Annotated in this window: 17 protein-coding genes; 5 read left to right on the forward strand and 12 right to left on the reverse strand. The window is 58.6% G+C overall.

The features are described from left to right. The 6 genes from ACEUCR_RS12335 to ACEUCR_RS12360 form a co-directional block, all read right to left on the reverse strand. Positions 1-2,868: a class I SAM-dependent methyltransferase gene (locus ACEUCR_RS12335; protein ID WP_408790469.1), complete on the reverse strand. Its 2,868-nt coding sequence runs from the start codon at positions 2,866-2,868 to the stop codon at positions 1-3. 137 nt (positions 2,869-3,005) lie between these two features. Further along, positions 3,006-4,208 (reverse strand): sugar transporter, encoded by a 1,203-nt coding sequence (locus ACEUCR_RS12340; RefSeq protein WP_408790471.1) that lies wholly within the window; start codon positions 4,206-4,208, stop codon positions 3,006-3,008. A 15-nt stretch (positions 4,209-4,223) separates the two neighbouring features. Continuing rightward, complete coding sequence (locus ACEUCR_RS12345) at positions 4,224-4,874, reverse strand: ABC transporter ATP-binding protein (RefSeq protein ID WP_408790474.1); 651 nt, start codon at positions 4,872-4,874, stop codon at positions 4,224-4,226. A gap of 22 nt (positions 4,875-4,896) precedes the next feature. Then, positions 4,897-5,697 carry an ABC transporter permease gene (locus ACEUCR_RS12350; protein ID WP_408790477.1) on the reverse strand — a complete coding sequence of 267 codons (801 nt, stop codon included), beginning with the start codon at positions 5,695-5,697 and terminating at the stop codon, positions 4,897-4,899. 66 nt (positions 5,698-5,763) lie between these two features. Beyond that, on the reverse strand, positions 5,764-7,530 hold the full coding sequence (locus ACEUCR_RS12355; protein ID WP_408790582.1) for a polysaccharide biosynthesis/export family protein: 1,767 nt from the start codon (positions 7,528-7,530) through the stop codon (positions 5,764-5,766). Positions 7,531-7,556: 26 nt separating this feature from the next. Then, entirely contained in the window at positions 7,557-7,931 is a 375-nt protein-coding gene (locus ACEUCR_RS12360) for a hypothetical protein (protein WP_111872993.1), read from the reverse strand. Between the two features lie 802 nt (positions 7,932-8,733). On the opposite strand from ACEUCR_RS12360, the gene ACEUCR_RS12365 reads away from it, so the two are divergent. Further along, a complete protein-coding gene (locus ACEUCR_RS12365) occupies positions 8,734-9,258 on the forward strand; it encodes an acyloxyacyl hydrolase (RefSeq protein WP_111872994.1) in 525 nt (174 codons plus the stop codon). A gap of 68 nt (positions 9,259-9,326) precedes the next feature. On the opposite strand, the gene ACEUCR_RS12370 is transcribed toward ACEUCR_RS12365, so the two are convergent. From ACEUCR_RS12370 to ACEUCR_RS12380, 3 genes are all read right to left on the reverse strand, one after another. After that, entirely contained in the window at positions 9,327-9,968 is a 642-nt protein-coding gene (locus tag ACEUCR_RS12370) for an energy-coupling factor ABC transporter permease (RefSeq protein ID WP_111872995.1), read from the reverse strand. Between the two features lie 50 nt (positions 9,969-10,018). Next, on the reverse strand, positions 10,019-10,804 hold the full coding sequence (gene pflA / locus ACEUCR_RS12375; protein ID WP_408790481.1) for a pyruvate formate lyase 1-activating protein: 786 nt from the start codon (positions 10,802-10,804) through the stop codon (positions 10,019-10,021). 65 nt (positions 10,805-10,869) lie between these two features. Further along, positions 10,870-13,833: a sensor domain-containing phosphodiesterase gene (locus ACEUCR_RS12380; protein WP_408790484.1), complete on the reverse strand. Its 2,964-nt coding sequence runs from the start codon at positions 13,831-13,833 to the stop codon at positions 10,870-10,872. Positions 13,834-13,965: 132 nt separating this feature from the next. Here ACEUCR_RS12380 and ACEUCR_RS12385 point away from each other — a divergent pair, with 132 nt between their 5' ends. Beyond that, a complete protein-coding gene (locus ACEUCR_RS12385) occupies positions 13,966-15,663 on the forward strand; it encodes an FAD-dependent oxidoreductase (RefSeq protein ID WP_408790487.1) in 1,698 nt (565 codons plus the stop codon). Between the two features lie 10 nt (positions 15,664-15,673). Here the strand turns inward: ACEUCR_RS12385 and ACEUCR_RS12390 are convergent, their stop codons facing one another. Continuing rightward, positions 15,674-16,663, reverse strand: coding sequence for a hypothetical protein (locus tag ACEUCR_RS12390; protein WP_408790490.1), 990 nt, complete (start codon positions 16,661-16,663; stop codon positions 15,674-15,676). 196 nt (positions 16,664-16,859) lie between these two features. Here ACEUCR_RS12390 and thiI point away from each other — a divergent pair, with 196 nt between their 5' ends. Continuing rightward, entirely contained in the window at positions 16,860-18,308 is a 1,449-nt protein-coding gene (gene thiI / locus ACEUCR_RS12395) for a tRNA uracil 4-sulfurtransferase ThiI (RefSeq protein ID WP_111872999.1), read from the forward strand. 89 nt (positions 18,309-18,397) lie between these two features. Here thiI and ACEUCR_RS12400 read toward each other — a convergent pair whose 3' ends face one another. Together ACEUCR_RS12400 and ACEUCR_RS12405 are read right to left on the reverse strand one after the other, a co-directional pair. After that, on the reverse strand, positions 18,398-18,787 hold the full coding sequence (locus ACEUCR_RS12400) for a hypothetical protein (RefSeq protein WP_408790493.1): 390 nt from the start codon (positions 18,785-18,787) through the stop codon (positions 18,398-18,400). Positions 18,788-18,889: 102 nt separating this feature from the next. Further along, positions 18,890-19,522: a trimeric intracellular cation channel family protein gene (locus tag ACEUCR_RS12405; protein ID WP_041996517.1), complete on the reverse strand. Its 633-nt coding sequence runs from the start codon at positions 19,520-19,522 to the stop codon at positions 18,890-18,892. A 400-nt stretch (positions 19,523-19,922) separates the two neighbouring features. On the opposite strand from ACEUCR_RS12405, the gene ACEUCR_RS12410 reads away from it, so the two are divergent. Both ACEUCR_RS12410 and ACEUCR_RS12415 read left to right on the forward strand, forming a co-directional pair. After that, positions 19,923-20,843 (forward strand): flagellin N-terminal helical domain-containing protein, encoded by a 921-nt coding sequence (locus ACEUCR_RS12410; RefSeq protein ID WP_408790496.1) that lies wholly within the window; start codon positions 19,923-19,925, stop codon positions 20,841-20,843. Positions 20,844-21,467: 624 nt separating this feature from the next. Continuing rightward, positions 21,468-22,376 (forward strand): flagellin N-terminal helical domain-containing protein, encoded by a 909-nt coding sequence (locus ACEUCR_RS12415; protein ID WP_408790499.1) that lies wholly within the window; start codon positions 21,468-21,470, stop codon positions 22,374-22,376. The last annotated feature ends 40 nt before the right edge of the window (positions 22,377-22,416 follow it).

Consider the following 22,416-nt stretch of genomic DNA (forward strand, 5'->3'; position numbering starts at 1 on the left):
TTATTTTCCCTTGTTGGCCGGCAGACAGTGACGCTGCTCGGCCTTCCCGTGCATGATGTAATGAAGTAACGGATTGATGGTTCCTTGGGCCACATCCGGGTAGGTTTGCAAATACCAGCGGGTATCGAACTGCTCGCTGGGGCTATAGCCTTTATCCGCTCCCACCTTGATAAAGTGCTCGATGGCGGGCACTCCTGCATCGACAACCTCTGGATAGCGGTGCAGATACCAGAGTTCGTCGAAAAGCCCTGAAGCTGCAATGCGCTCTGCGGCGCTTACAGAGGTTGTTGCCCCAGCAGGGCTTTCTTTGAACGTGCGACCAAGGGCGCGCACCGGGGCGGTCAGTTTCCAGGAGACGGTCTTCTTCAGCTTCTGTGCCCGTTTCTTTGCTTGCTCGACTTGCTGCTCTTTTTGCTGCAACTGACGGGTCAACTGCTCCATATGCCGTGTCATGGTCGCCAATTCTGCAAAGCGCTCGGCAATATTGGCTTCCAATTCCTTGTTCAGCGTCGTGAGCTCATCCATTTGCCCTTCGAGTGTTGCCTGCTGGTTACTCGCCCGCTGCTGGCTGGCCGCGAGCTGCTGCTGCAGGTCGGTCAGAGCCTGTGCCTGGCTGGCCCGCTCTGCTTGCCAGGATTGTTCACGGAACAGAAGGGTATCGTGCATCTGCTGCTTTTCTGCTGTTAGCGAGGCAAGCGATTGGTCACGCTCTTCCAGCCACTGAGTCAGGCTCGCTATCTCAGTGAATCGCTCATTTAGCCCCTGTTCCAGGGCGTCAATCTGCTGCTGCTTCTCGGCGCCCAGCGAAGCCAGTTCGGCCTGAGTTTGCTGATGCTGCGCTTGCACGCTCTGCACTTGCTGCTGTGCAGCCGAGAGCGTGCTGGTGAGCTGTTGGTGCGCCGCATCCTGCTGCTTGATGGTGTGGGTGTGCTTGGCAATCAACTGAGCCTGCTCTTCGAGCAGGCGGGTCAGGGTGGCGATTTCGTCAAAACGCTCGCTCAGGGCTTGATGGAGTTCGCCGATCTGTTGCTGTTGCTCATTGAGCTCGGTGTTAAGGCGCAGCTCTTGTTGCTGCCAGGCGTGCTGGGCGGCATCGTGCTGCTCACGCTGGCTGGCCAGGTCGCGGGATAGCGTGTCGCTGTGGCTCTGAAGCTGCTGGTGTTCCTGGACAAGTGTGGTCTGGTGCTGTTGCAGCATCTGCTGCTCGCGCCGTCCCAGCTCGATCAGCTCGTTCAACTGGCGCTGCTCCTGACGCAGGGCATCGCGTTCATGGCCCAGTGCGTCATGCTGGTTTTCCAACAAGCTATAGGCCAGTTGCAGCTGACTCTTGGTTTCATTCTGATCTTGCAGTTCCTGGAGCAGGGCCTTGGCTCGCTCTTGCAGCAATCTGACGGTGTCGTCTTGCTCGGCCAGCGAACGTGCTTGCGCATGTTGAGTTCGAAGGGATTGCTCCAGTTGATGCTGCACGTCTGCGAGTTGGCGTGATCCTTCCGTGAGCGCCAGATTGCTATTACCCAGCGCCTGGGTCAGTTGTGCGGTGCGCTGCGTTTCTTCATTGAGTTGCAGCGCTTGATCATTGAGCTGTTGCTGCAACTGGTGCCGGGCCTGCTCATGGGCGATGGCGTGTTCCTGTTGCTGCTCCAGCTGACGCTGAAGTGTTTGTTGTTCCTCATGAGCCTGCGCCTGCTGGGCGAGCAGTGATTGTTTTTCCTGGGCAAGCTGTGTGAGCTCTTCAGCGCTTTGCGCGAGCTGCTGGGTCGCTTGTGACAGCGCACTCTCCAGACTCTGCTTGGCTGCTAGCGCCTCTTCGCGTTGCTGTTTGCACGAGGCAAGCTGGACTTGAGTATCCGTTGTCTGCTGTTGCAGCAAGGCAAGTTCGGATGTCAATGCAACGGTACGTTGCTGCTGTACGGTCAGCTCGGCCTCTTGCGCCTTGCTCTCTTCAAGTTTGCTCTCAAGCGCTGTCAGCTGATGATGCTGGGCGGTGATGCGCTCGGCAAGACGACCTCTTTCGAGCGCTTGCTGCTCATGCAGTTGCTGCTGCTCCATCTGCAGGTTGTCTCGCTGAGCGGCCAGTTGTTGCTTGAGCTGGCTGTTTTCCCAGCTATCACCGCAGGCCTTGCCCAGGCGAGAGAAGATATCTTGTACCTGCTTGGTGGCACGGGCATTGGCGAACAGGTCATAGAGGTTTTTCATCTCTGGCACCTGCTCACTGCCCACTCCAATCACGCCAAGGCCATGACCATGAGCAAATTCAAAGTGGGGGTACTGCTGCTTGAGCTCATCCAACAACTGGAATACACCAAAGCCGCGCTCCCTCACATTGGTGTCGTGCATGATGACAACGGCCCGGTCAGAGAGCTTGGGCAGCCAGCTTTCAAAGTCATGGCGCACGGCGTCCAAGGTGTGCAAGCCGTCGATATGGAGCAGATCTATGCTGCCTTGAGGGAAATGTGCCAACGCCTGATCGAAGGTGCTGCGGATCAGGGTAGAGAAACTGGAGTAGTGCTGCTGATTGTATTCAGAAACCTGCCCATAGACTTCCTCGCCATACAACCCCGCATGTTCATCGCCCCCCCAGGTGTCAACGGCAAAGCAGAGGGTTTCCAGATCGAGCTTTGTCACAGCCTGGCAAAACGAGAAATAAGAGCTGCCGTAATGAGTTCCCAATTCCACAATCTTGCGAGGGCGGAGGCTTTCTACCAACCAGAAAGCAAAGGGGATGTGCTCCAGCCAGGCCGATTGAGCGATATAGGTTGGACGCCAAAAAAGGGAGCGCTTGAAAATCACGTCCAGCTCGGGATTGGGCTGCACTACGGGCTTTTGCTTGCGGTTTGCCACTGAACGGCTGTTTTGTTGACGGTCCATGGGGTTGTGTCTCTTGGGTATTTGAACAATGAATCAATCGAGGTGGCCACTGTGGTGACCACGCTCTTGAGGGGTTAGCCAAGGTCGAAGACCCGGGCTGGAATACGATATGGGTTAGCTATCCGGGGCGTTTATTGTCAATCTTGATGCTCACGCAAGGTGGCCAGGCCCATCACGATCAGGCCATACAAGAGGATAAGCAGCACGCTTACCGTAGCCAGGTTGTAGAGACGGCGAGGGTATTCCGCATCCTGGGCCAGGCTCGGTTGACTGATGACCAGCAGGTGTTTGAGCTTGCGGTATGCCTCTATCCTGGCCTGCTCCAGGCTGATGAGGCCCGTCTTGTAAAGATCTGCCGCCAGGGTGGCCTGGGTCTGTACATCCATGTAACCGGCGGTGATCTCGTTCATGGCTTCTTTATCCTGGCCGGTGAGTTTGGCACGCTCTTGCTCCAGTTGCCTAGTCAAGGCATCGACCCGGCTCTGTACCGAAATGACCGCGGGGGCGGTCTCTTTCATGTAAGAGCGCAGTTGTTTGAGCTGCGCCTGCTGGTTCACCAGCTCGCCCTCGATCTGGCTGACGACCCCGAGACGCGCGCTGCTGGTGGATTCGGGGCTGATGAGTTGGTGGCTGTTTTGAAACGCCAAGACCTTGGCTTTCTCATCCTGCAGCCGTCGATAGGCTCTATCAACCTCTTGCTCAACAAAGGCCAGCTGCTCCAGCGCCACCTGATGCCCCAGCTTGTTGATAAAACGCTCGGACTCCTTGAGCATCAGCCCCACCACCTGCTGGCCATATTCGGGATCAAACGCCTGTAATTCGATGGTGAGCACACCCGACAGATCATCAAGGCGCAGCGTCAGGTGCTTGCGGTAGTATTCGATGAAGTCTTCCCGGCTGACATTCTGTGGCAGGCGCGAGAAGTAGTCGGCCTTGTCACTCTGGTAATGGGCTTTGAGGCCGAGCTCTTTATCCAGCTTGGCCAGTAGATCCCAGGATTTCAGGTACTCCTGGATAAGCAGCACATCCTGATGATTGCTGCCACCCAGTCCCAGCATCGACAGGGCATCGGGCAGCATCTTGATCTGATCCGCCTGCTTGATCATCAGCTCAGCCCGGCTCACATACCGATCCGAGGCGATGACGCCGAGATAGAGGGCGGCAATGGCAAAACAGGCGACGACCCAAAGAAAGCTGCCGAGTTTGAGGCTCTTCTGCCAGGAGCGGTGGGCAATCTGAAAACCGCTGGAATCGATAAAAAAGCGTTTGGGCTCATTGCCGAGCTTGCGCAATTTGCGCGCGAAGCGGGATGGTCTTTCGGAACGTATAGGTTGAGTCATATTGGGTGCAGCTTGTTAAAGATCCTGATAAATGCGGATGGCGTCATCGATATCGTCGAATATTTCCAGGGTGCCGTTGCGCAGCAAGATCCCCATGTCGCACTGCTGGCGCAGGTTTTTCATGTCGTGGGATACCATGATAAGGCTTGCGGTCTCGCGTTTTTGATTGAAGGTGTCAATACACTTTTGCTTGAAGCGGGCATCCCCTACCGAGGTGATCTCATCGGTCAGATAGATATCAAAGTCAAAGGCCATGCTGACGGCAAAGGAGAACTTGGACTTCATGCCGCTGGAGTAGGTTTTGATCGGCAACTCGAAGTGCTGGCCGATTTCGGAGAACTCCTTGACCCACTCCTCCACAGTACGGCTATCACGCACCCCATGGATGCGGCAGACGAAACGGGTGTTCTCCCGCCCAGTCATGCTCCCTTGAAATCCGCCACCAAGGGCCAGCGGCCAGGAGACGCGGCAAAGACGGGTCACTTTGCCCTGATTGGGCGTATCCATGCCCCCCAACAGGCGAAGCAGGGTGGATTTGCCCGCCCCGTTGACCCCCAGAATCCCAATGTTGCGATCCCGCGGCAGCTCGATGCTCACATCCCGCAGCACATAGTTGCGGCCGAACTTGGTGGGGTAGTACTTGGATACATTGTCGAGAATGATCATGTTATTCCGCACTCATTGGCGATCAACTGGCGATCAGCCGGCGATGATTCAGGCGATAGCAGCTCATGGCAAAGGTCAGCAGTAGCAAGGTGATGCTGGCGAAATAAGCCCAACTGACACTGGGGCTACTGTATCCCGCTATCCAGCCGCTGCGTATCAATTCGAGGGCATGCACCAGCGGGTTCCATAAAAACCAGTGCTGGTACTGCACCGGAATGGCCGCCAGCGGATACATCACGCAAGAGATAAACATCAGCGGCATCATCAGCAGGTCAAGGAACTTGTTTGCTTCCTGAAATAGCTTGCCGATGACGCAAAAGACGATGCCGAGGGAGAACGAGAACACCATGAGCAGCAGATAGCCGAGGATGACTTGCAAGGGGTCTGCGGGGATGGCATCAAAACCGAACCAGAGCAGCCCCAGCACCAGTATGATGCCCACCATCATGCCCACCATGACCTCTAGCATAAAGCGGGCAATGAAGGTGGCGAAGGGGGTGACCTGGCGGTAGCAGAACAGCCCCATGTTGGCGTTGACCGCAGATTTAAGCTGACTCACCACCTTGTTAAAAAACATGAAAGGCAGGTAGCCGGCCGTGATAAAAACCTGTACAGGTACGCCCCCGAAACCACTCTGGCTGCGCATCCCGAAAATCAGACTAAATGCGCTTATCATCAATAGAGGGTCAAGCAGGGCCCAGGCATAGCCAAGCCGGTAACTGCCAAAGCGGGTCTTCAGCTCCCGGATAAGCAAACCAAACGTCACGTCGCGCAGTACCTGCACGGGCGTTCTAGGTGTCTGATTGAGAATGGGTTTATGCATTGAGTCGTTTACCGTATGGCGGACTCGCCAGTGGACGAGTCCGCGTTCTTCGGTGACAGGGGCGGCTTACTTCAGCGCTACGTTCGCCGCCACGGCGATCTGATAGATGATTTGGGTAATGTCTTTGACCGACTGCATGGTTTTGCTGTCAACCTTGGGCAATACCATGATCTGATCCCCTGGCTGAACACTGCCCTGGCCTTTAAATTCCACCAGTCCGTTGGCATGCACCACGGCAATACGCTCATCATTGGCTCGTTCGGTAAAGCCACCGGCCCAGGCGACATAGTCATCGAGATCGGCATTGGCGTTGTAGACCACGGCTTGTGGCATCAGCACCTCACCGCCCACCTGAATAAGATCCGTCTTGTTCGGGATCACAATCTGGTCGCCTTGCTCCAGCTGAATGTTGGCGATGATGCCCTTGTCGGCCACCACGACCTTGCCCAGAGGCTGGATCTTGCGGGCCTTGTCGACAAATTGCATGACCAGCTCGGCCTCTTTGGCACGGATGTTCGCCTCCCCATCCGAGCTGGCCGGCGCGGTGAACACGCTGCGTTCCAGCCGGTTGAGCGATTCATCCAGCATCTCTTTCTGCCGGATGGCCACGCTTTTACGCATCAGATAGATGGATTGGTAATCGGCCAGCTCTGGGTTGATCGGAATATGATTGAGCAGATCGTGCAGCTTGGTTTCTTTGCGAACGGTGAAATAAGAGGGCCCCATGTAACTGCCACTGACCTGCACATCGTAAACTTGCGCATGCATGTCATCGTTGAACAAGACCTTGTCCCCATCCCTGAGCTGGACCCGGGCAAAATCCTTGTAAGGCAGATAGATAGAGAAGGGACCATTTGAGCGGTCACCAATAACACCGACATGGCTCACCTTGGCGAGGGGGAGGGCATAGTTGACCAGTTCTGAACCCAGCGTATTGCGCTGCTTCAGCTCGAAGCGGAACGGGTTTCTAACCTTGCCGGCCACATTGATCATCGGCCCCTGGGGCTCCACCAGGATGACATCCTGATCTTTCAGGGACAGCTTTGGCATTCTGCCTTTCTGGATAAATTCGTACAGGTCTATCTGCTGGATAAGCTGGTTTTGACGCAGGACTTTGATTTGGCGATAGCTGCCGCGCTCTGAGTCTATGCCGCCCGCCCGCTTGAGAAAATAGAGCACGCTGTCGGAAGATTGCCCGGCGTATTGACCAGGGCGGATGACCGGCCCCGTCACAAATACACTCACCGGGGTTGTCGTCAGTAAATTGACGTAAATGTTGACGTTGTTGGTAAATACGTCACCAATCTTGCTGGTCACCAAATTGTTTATCTGGCTGGCAGGGACATTTTTGACATTGATAGGGCCCACATCGGGAATGAAAATATTACCCTGATTGTCGACCGTTACCACATTGGAGAAATTGACCGCGCCCCAGATCCAGATATTTAGTTTGTCTCCTGGCGCTATCAGATAATTGTCATTCAAGCCATCACTGCGCTCGGTTTCATAGCCACCGGCAAACAGATTGGCGCCGTAAGGGGGAGGGAGTCCAGACTCGGCTTGCGGCAGCAATTTCCGCACATCTGATTCGCCTGGCAGCAACATGCCTTGACGATTCTGCTGGGTAAAGCTACCGGTGGTGGAACTGGTGTTGGCTTGGCCACTCAAAGAGGATTGGCCACCCAACTGGGGCCGGTTGTTGCCACCCCCATTGCCTGACAGGTTATAGCCAAATGATGACCCATTCGATTGGGTTTGGTCTGGTGCGCTGGCCGCCATGGTGGTGGAAGCACCGATGAGAAGCAGAAGGGCACCCAGCTGACGAACGTTCATTTTCTTCAAAACATACACCTTCGAGTTTATTGCTCAGCAAGAAGGTTGCTGATAGAGGCCTGTTCCAATTGGGGTACCAGATACCACTGATCATCGAGCTTGCATGCGGCTCGTCTCTGTGAGTGGCTTTGACTGCTATCAAACAACAGTTCTACACACTCACGCCCCAAGGCTGAAACATAGCGTTGCCCCAGAGTAAAAGTGGTGCTGTTAGTGCTGAGTGCAGCCCCTTGCGGCTGAGTATCGAGAGCCTGTTGCAAGTTTGCTGGCATGGCCTGTAGCTGTGTGGTCGATGATGGATTGACGAGAGGACGGGAGGCTTCGACTTGCTTTGGTTCATAGGCGCAGCCGCCAAGATACATAGCTAGCGATATCACCAGAAACCGGGTTGCATCGTTCATGTGTCAAGATTATCCATGGAATCAGAACTTGAATGTAAATTTAATGTTGCGTTATTTCCCTGTCGCGCTTGCTGCAACAGTGACGCTGGATTGTTGGGTACAGATGCGACCCTAGTAAGGCCGAACACCGTCAGGCGGCACATCGAAAGGTAAAAAAGAGGAAAGCTACCGCACGGAAATGACATTGTTCCGGTCAAAAAAAGGCGTCTTTTTGGTTGCAAGATAAAAGCAAGGCACACAGAGGGGGTTAACAGTGGTACTGTTTAACAAAAAAGCCTGTCATCCAGGCCAATATCCCATGCTTGTTTGTGCGAGTCGGTGACAGGCACAACGCTTTGTTTTTAATTGCGCAACATCTTACTTTTCAGATGCGATTGAGTCAACACATAATAGCACCATTTTAGCAGGTAATATGTTTTATCAACTTGTTGTTTTTAAAGCATTTATATTCTCTCTTCATACTAGAGTGTTAATTTCATGAAGATGAATGGACAAAGCATGATTAATTAAGGGATTTCTTATGTAATTGTTCTCTCCATTCGCGCCAGATTGGTTTTAATTTTACAATCCATTTACATTTTTTTGGGCTGTGATTATTGGTTGGTCTTAATTTAACCAATTATGTTTATTATGCTGAAATTTAGTGTTGGGTAGCGTAACGGGTAGTTCAACTATCTTGAAATGCATTGTTTTTTAGTTTTAGCTATCGCATTGACAACCTCTCTGGCTACTGACTATGCCTGATATGTGCTTGGGCGAGTTTGATGCAGGCACGACTGGATCACAGGATGTAGGAGGGGACATGGACGTCAACACTCTCTTGCTCTCAGGACTGCTGGCTTCGCTGGTGGCGAGTTCCGGGGCACTGGCCAATGACGATATTGTTGCACTGCAATTGGGTACTCCGGCCGAAAGCGAACAATTCGACATCTTTATCGCGGATGTTAAATATCATCGCATGTTCTGGCGCTGGGGAGATTCAGGGTGTCAATTTGGTATGGGCGTTCGTGGCGGCATGCTGAACGTTGGGAAGGAGTACACCACCAGGCTGGGTGGGGGTGTTCGCGCCGAATGCTTATGGGACCGCTGGGTGATGTGGATCCCGGCGGAGATGGTCTGGCTGGCAGAGCATGAGTTTGGTCACAAAGGTAATGGATTCAAGGATTATGGTGGCCCTTTCCAATATATTCTCGGTATTGGCCTTGGTTATGAGCTAACGGCAAACTGGTGGCTTGGTTATCAGTATGAACACATGTCCAATGCCAATATGTATGAGCAGAATCCTGGTTTGGACACCCACACGTTGCATATCGAGTATCGGTTTTAAAATTTCTTCTTTTTTGTGCTGCCTGCCCCTGCTTGTCAGGGGCTTTTGTCGTCATATGGCGGGTGCCCTCAGCGGCCGAGGTAGGTGCGGTCGAAGAAGGTGTAGACCCAGTGGGGGCGATAGACGGCGAGCAGCGTCATGGTCATGCCGTTGAGCAGGGCCTCGGGGAAGAGCAGCAGGGGCCAGATGGTGAGGTAGTCATCCAGTATGGTCTGCCAGGGGTAGTCACCGCTCAGGCCAAGCAGCAGGGCGGTGGCCAGCATCTTGGCCGAGATGGCCAGGGCGCCGCCGAGGAAGGCGGCGACAAACAGGTAGACGAACAGGTGACGGGGCAGCCAGGCCCAGCTCCCCAGGAACAGCAGCCAGCTGGTGGCCACCGGCAGGGCGATGCCTATCAGGGCATGCCAGCCGATGTCGGCCCAGGGCTCTGTGCCCGCGCAACTGAGCAGCAGCAGAGTGAGGGTGGGCGCCCAGAGCGCCAGGCGCCAGCCCAGCAGCAGAGTCAGGCTGGTGATGCCGAGAAAGTGGATGGTCAGACCCTCATGGAGTCCGGCCCGCAGCAGCCACAGCGGCAGCAAGGCGATGGCACTGCCCAGCAGCAGGTGTTGATAGAGGGGGGTCGTGCGCAGGCTCTGCCAGAGGCTCCCCTTGAGGGTCGTCGTCAGCAGCAGTAACCAGAGAAGCAGGGCCGCGAGTTGGCCTTCACTCATGGGGCATCCTTGCCTTGGGGCCGCGAGCGGGTCGCGGCCGAATCAGGGGATCAGTACTTCACATTGCCATGGTACTGGCCGAGGATGGCCTGGATCTTGTCCATGGTTTCCCGCTTGGGGGGGTGAATGCCGGTCAGTTCGTAGGTTTCCCCCAGCACGTCCCACTTGTGTTTGCCTAGTTCGTGATAAGGCAACAGCTCCACCTTCTCCACCGCGCCGCCCAGCTCCCTGATGAAGCGGCCCAGTCCCTCGGCGCTCTCCTCGTCGTCGGTCCAGCCCGGCACCACCACGTAGCGGATCCACATGGTCTTGCCCTTGGCGGCGAGATGGCGGGCGAACTCCAGGGTGTACTTGTTGCTGACATGGGTCAGGGGGATGTGCTTCTCGTCATTGATCTGCTTGATGTCGAGCAGCACCAGGTCCGTGTTGTCGAGCACCTTGTCGAGCATGTCGTCGTAATGACGCACGAAGCCGTTGGTGTCGAGGCAGGTGTGGATCCCCTGGGCCTTGCAGGCGGCAAACAGATCGGCGATGAAGGCTTGCTGCAACATGGCTTCCCCGCCGGAGGCGGTCACGCCGCCGCCTGAGGCATTCATGAAGTGGCGATAGCTGGTGAGATCCTTCATCAGCTCGGGCACCGTCACCTCCCGGCCGCCCTGGGTGTCCCAGGTGTCCCGGTTGTGGCAATACTTGCAGCGCATCAGGCAGCCTTGCATGAAGACGATGAAGCGAATACCGGGGCCATCGACGGTGCCGCAGGTTTCAACGGAGTGGATCCGGCCAATGACACCGGGTGCACTGGTTTGAACGGCAGGGATCTGATTACTGACAGACATAGACAACTCCAGCGTTTCGAGCAGGCCGTTATTTTATTACTAAAGTCCCTATAAATCCTACATGTTTAGCCGGGCGACAAGGGGGCTAGCAGCGCCTCCAGCCCCTTGACCGGCAGCGGCCTGCTGGTGAGGAAGCCCTGATAGTGCTGGCAGCCGAGCTGCTTGAGCATGTCGAGCTGCTCCTGCTCCTCGACCCCTTCGGCGGTGACGGTGAAGCGAAATACCCGGGCCAGATCCAGGATCGCCTTGACGATGGCCCTGTCCTGCTCGCTGTGGACCAGGGTCTGGATGAAGCTTCTGTCCAGCTTGACCTCATCGGCCGGCAGATCCCGCAGGTAGGCCAGGGATGAGTAGCCGGTGCCAAAATCATCGATGGAGAGCAGGATACCGAGCTCCTTGAGCTGGCGCATGCGGGCGATACTCTCCAGCCGGTTCTCCAGCACCACGGACTCGGTGATTTCCAGCAGCAATCGGGAGGGGGGTACCCCGGTGTCACGCAATATGTACTCCACCTGCTGCACGAAGCCGGCGGTGTGGAACTGGCGGGCGCTGACGTTGACCGAGAGGTGGGGAATGACCCGCCCCTGGTTGAGCCAGAAGCTGTATTGGGCGCAGGCGGTCTTCATCACCCAGTAGCCTATGTCCTGAATGAGGCTGGTCTCTTCGGCGATGGGGATGAACTCGCCGGGGGGCACCATGGTGCCATCGCTGCGCTGCCAGCGTAGCAGCGCCTCTATGCCGGAGAGGGCGCCGTTGTCGACCCGATACTGGGGCTGATAGTGCAACAGCAGCTCGTGGTTGCGCAGGGCGTCCCGCAGCTGGTTGTTGAGGGCCAGCTTGCTTTTCTCCTTCTCCGCCATGGTCTGGCTGAAGAAGACATAGCTGCCCTGGCTGCCGCGCTTGGCCATGTGGGCGGCGGTATCGGCCTGCTGCATCAGGATCAGGTGATCCTTGTCCTCTCCCGAGAAGAGGCTGATGCCGATGGAGACGCTGCAGTGCAGCTTGTGGGACTCGATGTCGAAGGGGATGCGAAACAGGCTCATCAGTTCGCGGGCGAAGTGCTCCGCCAGAATTTTGGCGGTGACATAGCCCTGACCCAGCGCGGTGAACAGCAGGGCAAACTCGTCCCCCGAGATGCGGGCCAGCACCAGATTCTCCTGGGGCAGTCCCTTGAGTCGCTCGACCACGGCCTGCAGCAGCTTGTCGCCATAGGCGTGGCCGAGGGAGTCGTTGATGGACTTGAAGTTGTCCAGATCCATCAGCAGCAGGGCGCCCCACTGGCCGTTGGGCTCATCCAGGGTGCGGCGCAGGGCGTTGGTCAGGCTGCGGCGATTGAACAGGCCGCATAGATCGTCGTAGTAGGCGAGCTGCTCTATGTTGCGGGCCGCCTCCCGCTCCTTGCTGACGTCATAGAAGCTGCAGACCAGGTGGCTGACCTCGTCCTGTTCATTCTTGACCCCGCTCACCATTAGGCGCACCGGGAACAGGTTGCCGGCCTGGTTGAGGCACTGCTCCTCCCCGATCCAGAACTCCTGGCGCTGTACCGCCTGCCACACCTCCTCCTTCAGGCGATCGCCGTAATAGGGGGGGCGCAGCCGGTCGATGTGCTGGCCCACTATCCCCTGAGCGTCAAAACCCGTGATGCGGCAAAACGATTGGTTCACCTTGAGGATGATGCCCCTGGCATCGGTCACCAGCAGGCCGTCGTGGGTGTTGAACGCGACCTCTGCCAGCCGCAGGGCATCGTCGGCGGCCAGACGTTGCAGCTCGATGGCGGCGCGGCTGGCCTGGGCGCTCAGGGCATCGAGCAGGGGCATGGGATCGGTCAGGGTCTGGGGGAGCAGCAGGATGAGCTGACCGATGGGGGCCTGGGCCGCCTGTGCCAGGGGAATGCCGATGAAGGCCTGGGCATTGTGATGGAGCAGCCTGGTCGCCAGGGGGTAGCGCAGCGCCAGATCCTCCACATAGAGGGCCTGACCATGATGAAACAGCTCGGCGCTGGGACCGGGATCCAGATCCATGGGGGGCCAGTGCTGCGTCTCGTCCCGATGGCGAACATGGCGCGGTATGACCCAGAGCTTGCTGCCCCTGGGTTGGTACTCACCCACCCAGCCCAGGGTGGCGCCACTGGCGGCGCAGGCCCAGCCGACCAGCGCCTCGCAATAGTCGATGCCGGTCAGCATGCTGAGCTCGCCGGGCAGCGCCAGCAGGGGCGCCACGCCCTGCTGAGGCTCGTCGGTTTGCGGCTGCCAGTGCCCCAGGCGCTGGGCGCAGTGGCGCACCAGTTGCAGCATCTCGTCGTTGAGCAGGGTCGGGCTCTGATACTCCAGGCTGAGCACCCCGATGAGCCTGTCATGGTCGAGCAGGGCGGCATCGAGACGGGCGCGCACGCCATGTTCGCTCAGGTAGTAGTGCTGACAGAGCATGGGCTGGTGGGCTGCCTCGGAGAAGCTCAGGGACTTGCGGGTGCGCAGGGCGCGGATGTAACGGCTGTCACCGCGCAGGGGGCCGAGGGGAGAGGCGCTTGCTTCGTCCAGCCCCAGGGTGAAGACAGGGGTGAGCTGCTCGCCGCCAAACGGGCCGCTGGCCTGGTAATGCCAGAGGATGAGGCGATCCGCTACCAGGGTCTCCCTCAGGCTCTCCAGCATGGGGGCGAACTGCTGCTGGCTCGCCATCTGGCTCAGTCGGGGCAGGTGCAGGGCGAGGTCCGCCATGACCTCCTGGGACTGGGTCTGCAGGCACAGCAGCCAGAAGGCGTCTTGCTCGTGGGAGAGGGCAATCTGCCAGATCATGCCGTCAAAGCGCAGGCTCAGCCGGCCGCTCTGACCCTGGCTCAGCATCCGCTCTATGGGGCCGCGCAGGGGCTCGGGCAACTGGGCTGGCCAGGGGGACCTGGGCTCATCGAGCCAGTGCAGGGGGGTCTGCATCACATCCGTCAGGGCGACCAGCCGCTGGCTGCGAGCATCCAGGCGAAAGAAGAGCGGTGCCGAGGTGGCGGGCACTGACTGGCGAAGTGCGATAGACGACATGAAGGGAAACATCCTGTTGAGCAACTGCCGGAGGGCCAAGAATACTGCATATTGGGGGCAAACAAAATTCCATTGATATCTAAATTAGGTGTTGCTAATTTATTGGTTTCCCGTGCCAACTGGAGTCTTGAGATGATGCGTATTCTGATTGTGGGCGGTGTGGCTGGCGGCGCCTCGGCGGCGGCCCGTGCCCGTCGAGTGAGTGAAGAGGCAGAGATAGTGATGTTCGAGCGGGGCGAGTTCGTCAGCTTCGCCAACTGCGGTCTGCCCTACCACATAGGGGGGGACATACCGGATCGGGATGCCCTGCTGCTGCAGACGCCCCAGAGCTTCAAGCGTCGTTTCAATGTGGATGTGCGGGTGTTTCACGATGTGATCGAGATAGACAGGGCGGGCAAGAGCCTGCTGGTGCGCAACCTGCAAACCGGGGAAGAGCGGCGCGAGCCTTATGATCGACTGCTGCTGAGCCCGGGGGCGGCGCCCATTCGCCCTCCCTTCCCCGGCATCGACAGCCCCCACGTTCATACCCTGCGCAACATCCCGGACATGGATCGCATCCTGGCGGCCCTGCACCATGACCAGCCTCGCCACGTCACCGTGGTCGGCGGCGGCTTCATCGGGCTGGAGATGATGGAGGCGCTGCATCAGCGCCAGCTGGCGGTCACCCTGCTGGAGCTCTCCGATCAGGTGATGGCGCCGGTCGACAAAGAGATGGCCAACCTGCTCCACGCCCGCATCCGGGAAGAGGGGATCGACCTGCGCCTTCGCACCGGCCTGTCTGCCATCGAGAGCCTGGATGTGCCTGGGGAGAAGACGGCGGACGTGTCTGTCGCCCGCAGTGGCGGTCTGCGCCTGACCCTGAGCGACGGCTCCCACCTTGACACCGGCCTGTTGATCCTGGCCATCGGGGTCAAGCCCGAGACCCTGCTCGCCGCCAAGGCAGGGCTGGCGCTGGGACCACGCGGTGGCATCAGGGTGGATGCCGCCATGCGCACCTCGGATCCCTTCATCTACGCGGTGGGCGATGCGGTGGAGGAGAGCGACTTCGTGACCGGCGAGCCTGTGCTGATCCCCCTGGCGGGCCCCGCCAACCGCCAGGGGCGCATTGCCGCCGACAACATGCTGGGGCGCAGCGAAACCTACAAGCAGACCCAGGGTACCGCCATCTGCAAGCTGTTCGACCTGGCGGTGGCGAGCACAGGGCTTAACGAGAAGCGGCTGGTGCAGCTGGGATGGCCGTTCGAGAAGGTCTATGTCCACCCGGGCAGCCACGCCGGCTACTACCCCGGTGCCCACCCCATCAGCCTCAAGCTGCTGTTTGCCCCCGATGGCAAGATCTACGGCGCCCAGGCCATCGGCAAGGATGGCATCGACAAGCGCATCGATGTGCTGGCGGTGGCCCAGCGCGCCGGTCTGACGGTGTTTGACCTGCAGGATCTGGAGCTCACCTATGCGCCGCCGTACGGCTCGGCCAAGGATGCGATCAACATGGCGGGCTTCGTGGCGAGCAACCATCTGAAGGGGGATACCCTGCTCTGTCACGCCGCCGAGGTCAATGCCCGCCACCCCCATCAGCAGGTGCTGGATGTGCGCAATGCCCCCGAGCTCGACAAGCTGGGGCGCATCCCTGGAGCGATGAACATTCCCCTCGATGAGCTGCGCGGCCGTCTCGCCGAACTGCCCAAAGACAAGGAATGGCTGGTCAGCTGTCAGGTGGGCCTGCGTGGTCACGTGGCCTGCCGCCTGCTGAGCCAGCACGGTTTTCGGGTGAAGAACCTCTCCGGCGGTTTCAAGACCTGGCAGCTGAGCCTTGATGACGAGCGGCCGTGATCCGGGGCGGCTAGGGGGCGCGGCGGATCTGGCCTAAGCGGGTGAAGCCGTGCTGGCTCTTGCGCTTTTGGAAGTGGCTCTGGCGGACGGGGTGGAAGATCAGGGGGCGCGCGAGCGCCTCGTTGGCGCCGCGCAGACGACTGAGCATGGGCAGGGCCCCTTGTTCCGTGCTGATGAGCCAGGTCAGGGGCAGCAGGACGGGCGGGGAGGCATCGCTGTCCTCCCCCAGTACCTTTTGTTCCAGGGCGTCCCTCGCCTGGGCAAAGGCCAGCAGCTGCTCCTGGGTGGCTGTGCCCTTGCCGAGGGTCTGGCACAGGGCGGCCAGGGCGAGGTGAAAGGTGCCGAGGGCCGCGCCATAGCCGGGGGCGGCGCGCCTGGCGAGCAGGGTATCGAAGGAGAGGCTCGCCAGACTGGCGGGCAGGCGCAGGCCCATCTCCAGATGGAAGCAGGCTTGGCCACCACTGGGCTGGTAGCGGGATTCGCTCAGGTGCAGCAGGCGATCCAGGTAGTCATGGTCGGTGATGAGGAGGCCGTCATGGGTGAGCGCCCACTCCCTGGCCAGGTACATGGAGAGGAGATTGGCGAGGCGACGCGCCATGCGGATGCCCCCCTGATCCCGGCTGGCCAGCCCCTGCTCGAGGCAGTATTGGTGCAAGGCGGCCAGACCCGGCTGAACCGGGCAGAAGCAGTCGTGGTTGGCGCTCGCTCGCCAGCGGGCGATGAGCGCCCGGTTGCCAAAGACCTTGTGACGGACGAAGCCGGGGTCGAGCAGATTGCCCAGCAGCCCCATGAGCGGGGGCGTGATGGCATCAAAGTCAGCGGCGCTCGGGGGCGGCGCCAGCAGATCGCTCTGGCGGGCCAACCGCGCCAGCAGGGGGGGCAGGCGGCTCTGCTCGCTGACGGTAAACACGAAGGCGAGGCGCTCGAGCCAGAGCAGGGCGAATTTGAGCCAGAGCTCGTCGCGCACCTCCATGCCGGGGTAGTAGATAAAGGTTTTCATCTCGGGTGCTCGCCGTCCACCGTCGCAGCTGATGCAAGGAGGGGCAATATACCCAGTTCGTCCGGGCCCGGCAAATGGCGGCGCGGGCGAGGGACGCAGGAGCCGCCCTGGCGGTCGCCATGCCATCCTGGTAGGCGATGGCGGCAAGCTCTGCTATAATTCGCGCCCTTTTGTTAAGGTCACCCGAGTCAATGACATGAAGTTCATCATCAAGCTGTTTCCGGAAATCACCATCAAGAGCAAGTCAGTGCGTCAGCGCTTCACCAAGATGTTGCAGGGCAATATCCGCAACGTGTTGCGCCGTTTCGACGAGGACGCCCGCGTGCGAATGGATTGGGACAAGCTGGTGGTGAGCTCGCGCAACGATCAGTTCCACGCCCAGTATCTCGAGACCCTGGCCTGTATCCCGGGCATCCAGTACTTCCTCGAGGTGAAACTGAGCAACTTTACCGATCTGCATGACATCTTCGAGCAGACCCGCGCGGTCTGGGGCGATCGTCTCAAGGGCAAGACCTTCTGCGTCCGTGCCCGCCGGGTCGGCAAGCACGACTTCAGCTCCCTGGAGCTGGAGCGCTACGTGGGCGGTGGCCTCAACCAGCACTGCGAGACCGCCGGCGTGCGCCTGAAGAAGCCGGACATCCAGATCAACCTGGAGGTGGAGAACGACGAGCTTTACATCATCAGCGCCGTCCACCACGGCATGGGGGGCTTCCCCATGGCGACCCAGGAAGATGTGCTGAGCCTGCTCTCCGGCGGGTTTGACTCGGGCGTGGCCTCCTACCAGTTCATCAAGCGTGGCTGCCGGGTGCACTACTGCTTCTTCAATCTCGGCGGCGCCGCCCACGAGATCGGGGTCAAGCAGGTGGCCTATTACCTGTGGAACAAGTTTGGCGCCTCCCACAAGGTGCGTTTCACCGCCATCGATTTCGAGCCCGTGGTGGCGGAAATCCTGGAGAAGGTGGACAACGGCCAGATGGGGGTGGTGCTCAAGCGGATGATGATGCGCGCCGCCGGCAAGGTGGCCGACCATTTCCAGATCCCGGCCCTGGTGACCGGCGAGTGTGTGGGCCAGGTGTCCAGCCAGACCCTGACCAACCTGAACGTCATCGATCGGGTGACCGACAAGGTGATCCTGCGCCCCCTCATCACCTGGGACAAGCCGGACATCATCAGCGAGGCGCGCCGCATCGGTACCCTGGAGTTTGCCGAGACCATGCCGGAGTATTGCGGCGTCATCTCCAAGAAGCCGACCGTGAAGGCCGAGCTCTCCCGCATCGAGGCGGAGGAGGCCAACTTCGACTTCGCCATCCTGGACAAGGTGGTGGACGAGGCGCGCTACCTCGACATTCGCCGCATCGGTGAAGAGACCGCCGCCCAGGTGCAGGAGGTGGAGACCACCCAGGTGCTGGCCGTCAACGAGGTGATCCTGGACATTCGCTCGAGCGATGAGCGCGACGAGAAACCCCTGGTGGTGGAGGGGCGCGAAGTGTTGCACATCCCCTTCTTCAAGCTGGCGACCGCCTTTGGCGATCTGCCCAAGGAGCAGACCTACCTGCTCTACTGCGATCGCGGGGTGATGAGCAAGCTGCAGGCGCTCTATCTCAAAGAGCAGGGCTTTGACAACGTCAAGGTGTACCGCCCGTAACCGGCCTGGGTGACCCCTGGCGTTCGCCAATAAAAAAATCCGGCCATGAGCCGGATTTTTTTATTGCACGCCTGGTTGTACGCGCCGCCCTATGGGCAGGGGACAGGGGTGAAGGTCGATTGACCCTGGCAACGCCAGCCCATCTGGGCCTGACGCATCTGCCACAGATTGTCACTGCGAAACAGGGTGAGGATGTAGAGCATGTCGTTCTTGCTGCCATCGAGGGCGACGGAGAGCACCAGATCGTTATCCAGCTGTTGGGCCTGGATACGGCTGGGCACGTCCCCGTGCCCCACGAAGCGCAAGGCGATGGCCCTGTAGTCGTTCACCCAGGTTTGCTGCCTGGTGTTGGCCTGGCGGATCTGCAGGTTGAACTCCTGCACCGGGGTGGAGGCGAGCCGTCCAAACAGGAGCTGGGCATGGGCACAGCTGGAGGCGACCAGGAGTAGCAGCGAGGTAAAGATCCCGAGTTTTTGCATGAAGGTTCCTGCCTGACAACGACTGCCCTCTATGACAACAGAAAAGCCCGCGAGGTTCAATCCGGCGGGTGGGTATGATCGTTCTGTTCGACTCCCTGGTATTCAGCCTCGTTGCAGGCTGAAGGTGGGGAGGGAGAGGTGCCAGTAAATGGCGGCGACCCGCAGGCCAAATACCACCCCCATGCTGACGAACATGGCCAGCACCCGCTCCACCTCGCACTCGAGGGCCACCGTGTAGACGATGCCGCCGAGGATGCAGGCGGTGGCGTAGATCTCCTTTTGCAGCACCATGGGGATCTCCCGGGCCAGCACGTCGCGGATCATGCCTCCCGCCACCCCCGTCATGGTGCCCATCAGAACGGCGATGAGACCGGAGGCGCCGAAGTGAAGGGCTTTCTGGGCCCCGATCACCGTAAAGAGCGCCAGGCCGAAGGCATCGGCCACCGGCAGCACATACCAGGGAAGGCGCTTGGGCAGCCCGGCCAGCCACATGCCCAGCAGGGCGGTGACCAGAATGACCCAGATATAGAGGGTGTCGCGCACCCAGAACACAGGGGTGGCCCCCAGGATCATGTCGCGGATGGTGCCGCCGCCGATGGCGGTGACCGCGGCCAGCACCAGCACGCCGAAGGCATCCATCCGCAACCTGCCGGCTACCAGCACGCCGGAAAACGCGAACACGGCGGTACCGAACATGTCGCTGACATAAACAATCTGATCAACCAGGCTCTGCATGGGGGAACATCGACTCGAAAAACAGTGGGGCGAGGATTCTAGGGGGGGAATCGGCGGGCGCCAAGTCCGACCATGTGAAAGTGAGAGATCCACCCGGCTTTGCGGCCAGTGCCAGCCCGATGGTCGTCCTGGTGAGGGGGCTGGCGGCGTGGTTTGCCACCCTCTTCATGGTGAGGCGGGGGCATCGTCACGAATGCAGAGACTCTTTTTTTGCGACTTTTTGCTTAAGTATGGGGATAACAGGCCGATATATAGGGTAAGCGGCGATAATGAATCGAACAGCCAAAAAAAGTGCTAAAGACTTCGAAAAACATGCCGTTAACCAGAACATATCAGGCACAAACAAAAATAAAGCCTGAGTGAATTAAAGTTAAATTTTAATAGCTTAGGAGAAATAGTCATGAGTATGTATATCAATACCAACGTTTCGTCACTCAACGCTCAGCGTAACATGACAAACAGCACCAAATCTCTGGATACCTCCTACACTCGTCTGGCCTCAGGCCTGCGCATCAACAGCGCCAAGGACGATGCGGCTGGTCTGCAAATTTCCAACCGTCTGACCTCCCAGATCAACGGCCTGGACCAGGGCAACCGCAACGCCAACGACGGCATCTCCCTGGCCCAGACCGCAGAAGGCGCCATGGACGAAGTGACCGGTATGCTGCAGCGCATGCGTACCCTGGCTCAACAGTCTGCCAACGGCTCCAACTCCGCCAAGGATCGTGAAGCCCTGCAAAAAGAGGTGGATCAACTGGGCGCCGAGATCAACCGTATCGCTGGTGCGACCACCTTCGCGGGCACCAAGCTGCTCGATGGTTCTTTCAGTGGCACCTTCCAGGTCGGGGCGGATGCCAACCAGACCATCGGCTTCAGCCTGAGTCAGGCAGATGGTTTCAGCATCTCCGGAATCGCGACAGCGGCTGCGACCACGATTGATGTGGTATCAGGACCAGCAGGGAGCGTAATTACAACTGTCGGTGTATCGACCATCTTTACGGGTGGCAGTGCAGGTGGTATCGACATCAGCAGCCAGAGCAATGCGCAAAACGTGTTGGCCGCTGTAGACTCCATGCTGGAAGTTGTTGACGGTAAGCGTGCCGAACTGGGTGCGGTGCAAAACCGGTTGGATTCGACCATCCGCAACCAGGCCAATATCTCGGAAAACGTCTCGGCTGCCCGTTCCCGTATCCGCGATGCAGATTTCGCCACCGAGACCGCCAACATGACCAAGCAGAACATTCTGCAGCAGGCCGCCTCCAGCATCTTGTCCCAGGCCAACCAGCGTCCGCAGTCCGCACTCTCACTGCTGCAGGGCTGATAAAAGAAAACAGGGCGGTTGTTCAGGCCGCCCTGTTAAAGAAGATGGAACAGTGGGGTGTTCGGATTTACGCCTTGTTCTATCGAAAGAGGGTTTCTCTTATTGGTATTACCCCTCGAGTGTTGCCCAGATCGTTCACTCTGTCACCCTCGAGGTTGTTCTCCTGAGCGTAAGCTCTTCTTTGGCCGACATTGTCGGCCTTTTTTATTTGTGCCGGAAAACTGGCAGCTTCAAAATCAAAGCATTAACCGTGCCAATATCACTATTCTGATGGCGCGATTGCCCATGGTCTTTGGGCCTGTGTCTCCTCTTGTCCCTCTTATTGCCCCCCAGGCAACCGCATTCCCGTTTGGCTGTTCCACCGTGTGGCCCAGAGCTGAATGGGAACCTCGCCAGGCGATAAATTACTTAAAGCTTCTGATAAGGCGGCCGTTACAGAGAGTGAAGCAAATCGAGGGGTGTTCGGAAAACCAACATTTGCGCAACTGCGGGTCCTATGTCCGTTCAAACAAGGGACCCGCCAGATGAGACAGACCGTTCAATCTGTCCGTCTGAACGGTGGGATCCTGGCTGCATAGATGCAAACAGAGCCCGCAGTTCCTTGTTCATCAGGAGACATCTTTTATGGCCATGTTTATCAATACCAACACTTCATCATTGAACGCCCAGCGTAACTTGATGAACACCACCAAGTCCTTGGATACCTCATATACCCGTCTGGCGTCGGGCCTTCGCATCAACAGCGCCAAGGACGATGCGGCGGGTCTGCAAATATCCAACCGTCTGACCTCCCAGATCAATGGTCTGGATCAGGGTAACCGCAACGCCAACGACGGTATCTCCCTGGCACAGACCGCGGAAGGGGCCATGGATGAAGTGACCGGCATGCTGCAGCGTATGCGTACCCTGGCCCAGCAATCTGCCAACGGTTCCAACTCTGCCAAGGATCGTGCGGCGTTACAGAAAGAGGTAGATCAGCTAGGGTCAGAAATCAACCGTATTTCCACTGATACCACCTTCGCTGGCACCAAGTTGCTGGATGGTAATTATGGCGGAACCTTCCAAGTGGGGGCGGATGCCAACCAAACCATAGGTTTTAGCCTGAGTCAAGCTGGTGGCTTCAGTATTTCGGGCATTGCTGCTGCGGCCTCCAACCTTAAAAGTGGTCCTGCGGGTTCTATTGTCGGCGCCGCGGTATCATCAATTTTCACCAGTGGTTCAGCCCCCGGTGGTATCGATATTAGTAGTCAGAGTACTGCTCAGGATGTCCTGGGTGCGGTTGATGCCATGCTGGAAATCGTCGATGGCAAACGTGCCGAGCTGGGTGCGGTGCAGAACCGACTGGATTCAACCATTCGCAACCAGTCCAATATCTCGGAAAACGTCAGTGCCGCCCGCTCCCGTATCCGTGATGCGGACTTCGCCACCGAAACCGCCAACATGACCAAGCAGAATATCCTGCAACAGGCTGCTTCCAGCATACTGGCCCAGGCCAACCAGCGCCCGCAGTCTGCCCTGTCACTGCTGGGCTAATGGTTGAGTAGGCCAGGAACAGGGCGCTCGTTCAGGGCGC

This window comes from Aeromonas bivalvium (assembly GCF_046078285.1).
Taxonomy (GTDB): domain Bacteria; phylum Pseudomonadota; class Gammaproteobacteria; order Enterobacterales; family Aeromonadaceae; genus Aeromonas; species Aeromonas bivalvium.

What these genes read in the sequence shown, in the direction of transcription:
- ACEUCR_RS12370 (WP_111872995.1), bottom strand. Translation starts at nt 9,968, where the DNA reads ATGAGTGAAGGCCAACTCGCGGCCCTGCTTCTCTGGTTACTGCTGCTG.
- ACEUCR_RS12405 (WP_041996517.1), bottom strand. Translation starts at nt 19,522, where the DNA reads ATGCAGAGCCTGGTTGATCAGATTGTTTATGTCAGCGACATGTTCGGT.
- ACEUCR_RS12415 (WP_408790499.1), top strand. Translation starts at nt 21,468, where the DNA reads ATGGCCATGTTTATCAATACCAACACTTCATCATTGAACGCCCAGCGT.
- ACEUCR_RS12340 (WP_408790471.1), bottom strand. Translation starts at nt 4,208, where the DNA reads ATGACTCAACCTATACGTTCCGAAAGACCATCCCGCTTCGCGCGCAAA.
- thiI (WP_111872999.1), top strand. Translation starts at nt 16,860, where the DNA reads ATGAAGTTCATCATCAAGCTGTTTCCGGAAATCACCATCAAGAGCAAG.
- ACEUCR_RS12390 (WP_408790490.1), bottom strand. Translation starts at nt 16,663, where the DNA reads ATGAAAACCTTTATCTACTACCCCGGCATGGAGGTGCGCGACGAGCTC.
- ACEUCR_RS12350 (WP_408790477.1), bottom strand. Translation starts at nt 5,697, where the DNA reads ATGCATAAACCCATTCTCAATCAGACACCTAGAACGCCCGTGCAGGTA.
- ACEUCR_RS12345 (WP_408790474.1), bottom strand. Translation starts at nt 4,874, where the DNA reads ATGATCATTCTCGACAATGTATCCAAGTACTACCCCACCAAGTTCGGC.
- ACEUCR_RS12365 (WP_111872994.1), top strand. Translation starts at nt 8,734, where the DNA reads ATGGACGTCAACACTCTCTTGCTCTCAGGACTGCTGGCTTCGCTGGTG.
- ACEUCR_RS12410 (WP_408790496.1), top strand. Translation starts at nt 19,923, where the DNA reads ATGAGTATGTATATCAATACCAACGTTTCGTCACTCAACGCTCAGCGT.
- ACEUCR_RS12360 (WP_111872993.1), bottom strand. Translation starts at nt 7,931, where the DNA reads ATGAACGATGCAACCCGGTTTCTGGTGATATCGCTAGCTATGTATCTT.
- ACEUCR_RS12335 (WP_408790469.1), bottom strand. Translation starts at nt 2,868, where the DNA reads ATGGACCGTCAACAAAACAGCCGTTCAGTGGCAAACCGCAAGCAAAAG.
- ACEUCR_RS12380 (WP_408790484.1), bottom strand. Translation starts at nt 13,833, where the DNA reads ATGTCGTCTATCGCACTTCGCCAGTCAGTGCCCGCCACCTCGGCACCG.
- ACEUCR_RS12355 (WP_408790582.1), bottom strand. Translation starts at nt 7,530, where the DNA reads ATGAACGTTCGTCAGCTGGGTGCCCTTCTGCTTCTCATCGGTGCTTCC.
- ACEUCR_RS12385 (WP_408790487.1), top strand. Translation starts at nt 13,966, where the DNA reads ATGATGCGTATTCTGATTGTGGGCGGTGTGGCTGGCGGCGCCTCGGCG.
- pflA (WP_408790481.1), bottom strand. Translation starts at nt 10,804, where the DNA reads ATGTCTGTCAGTAATCAGATCCCTGCCGTTCAAACCAGTGCACCCGGT.
- ACEUCR_RS12400 (WP_408790493.1), bottom strand. Translation starts at nt 18,787, where the DNA reads ATGCAAAAACTCGGGATCTTTACCTCGCTGCTACTCCTGGTCGCCTCC.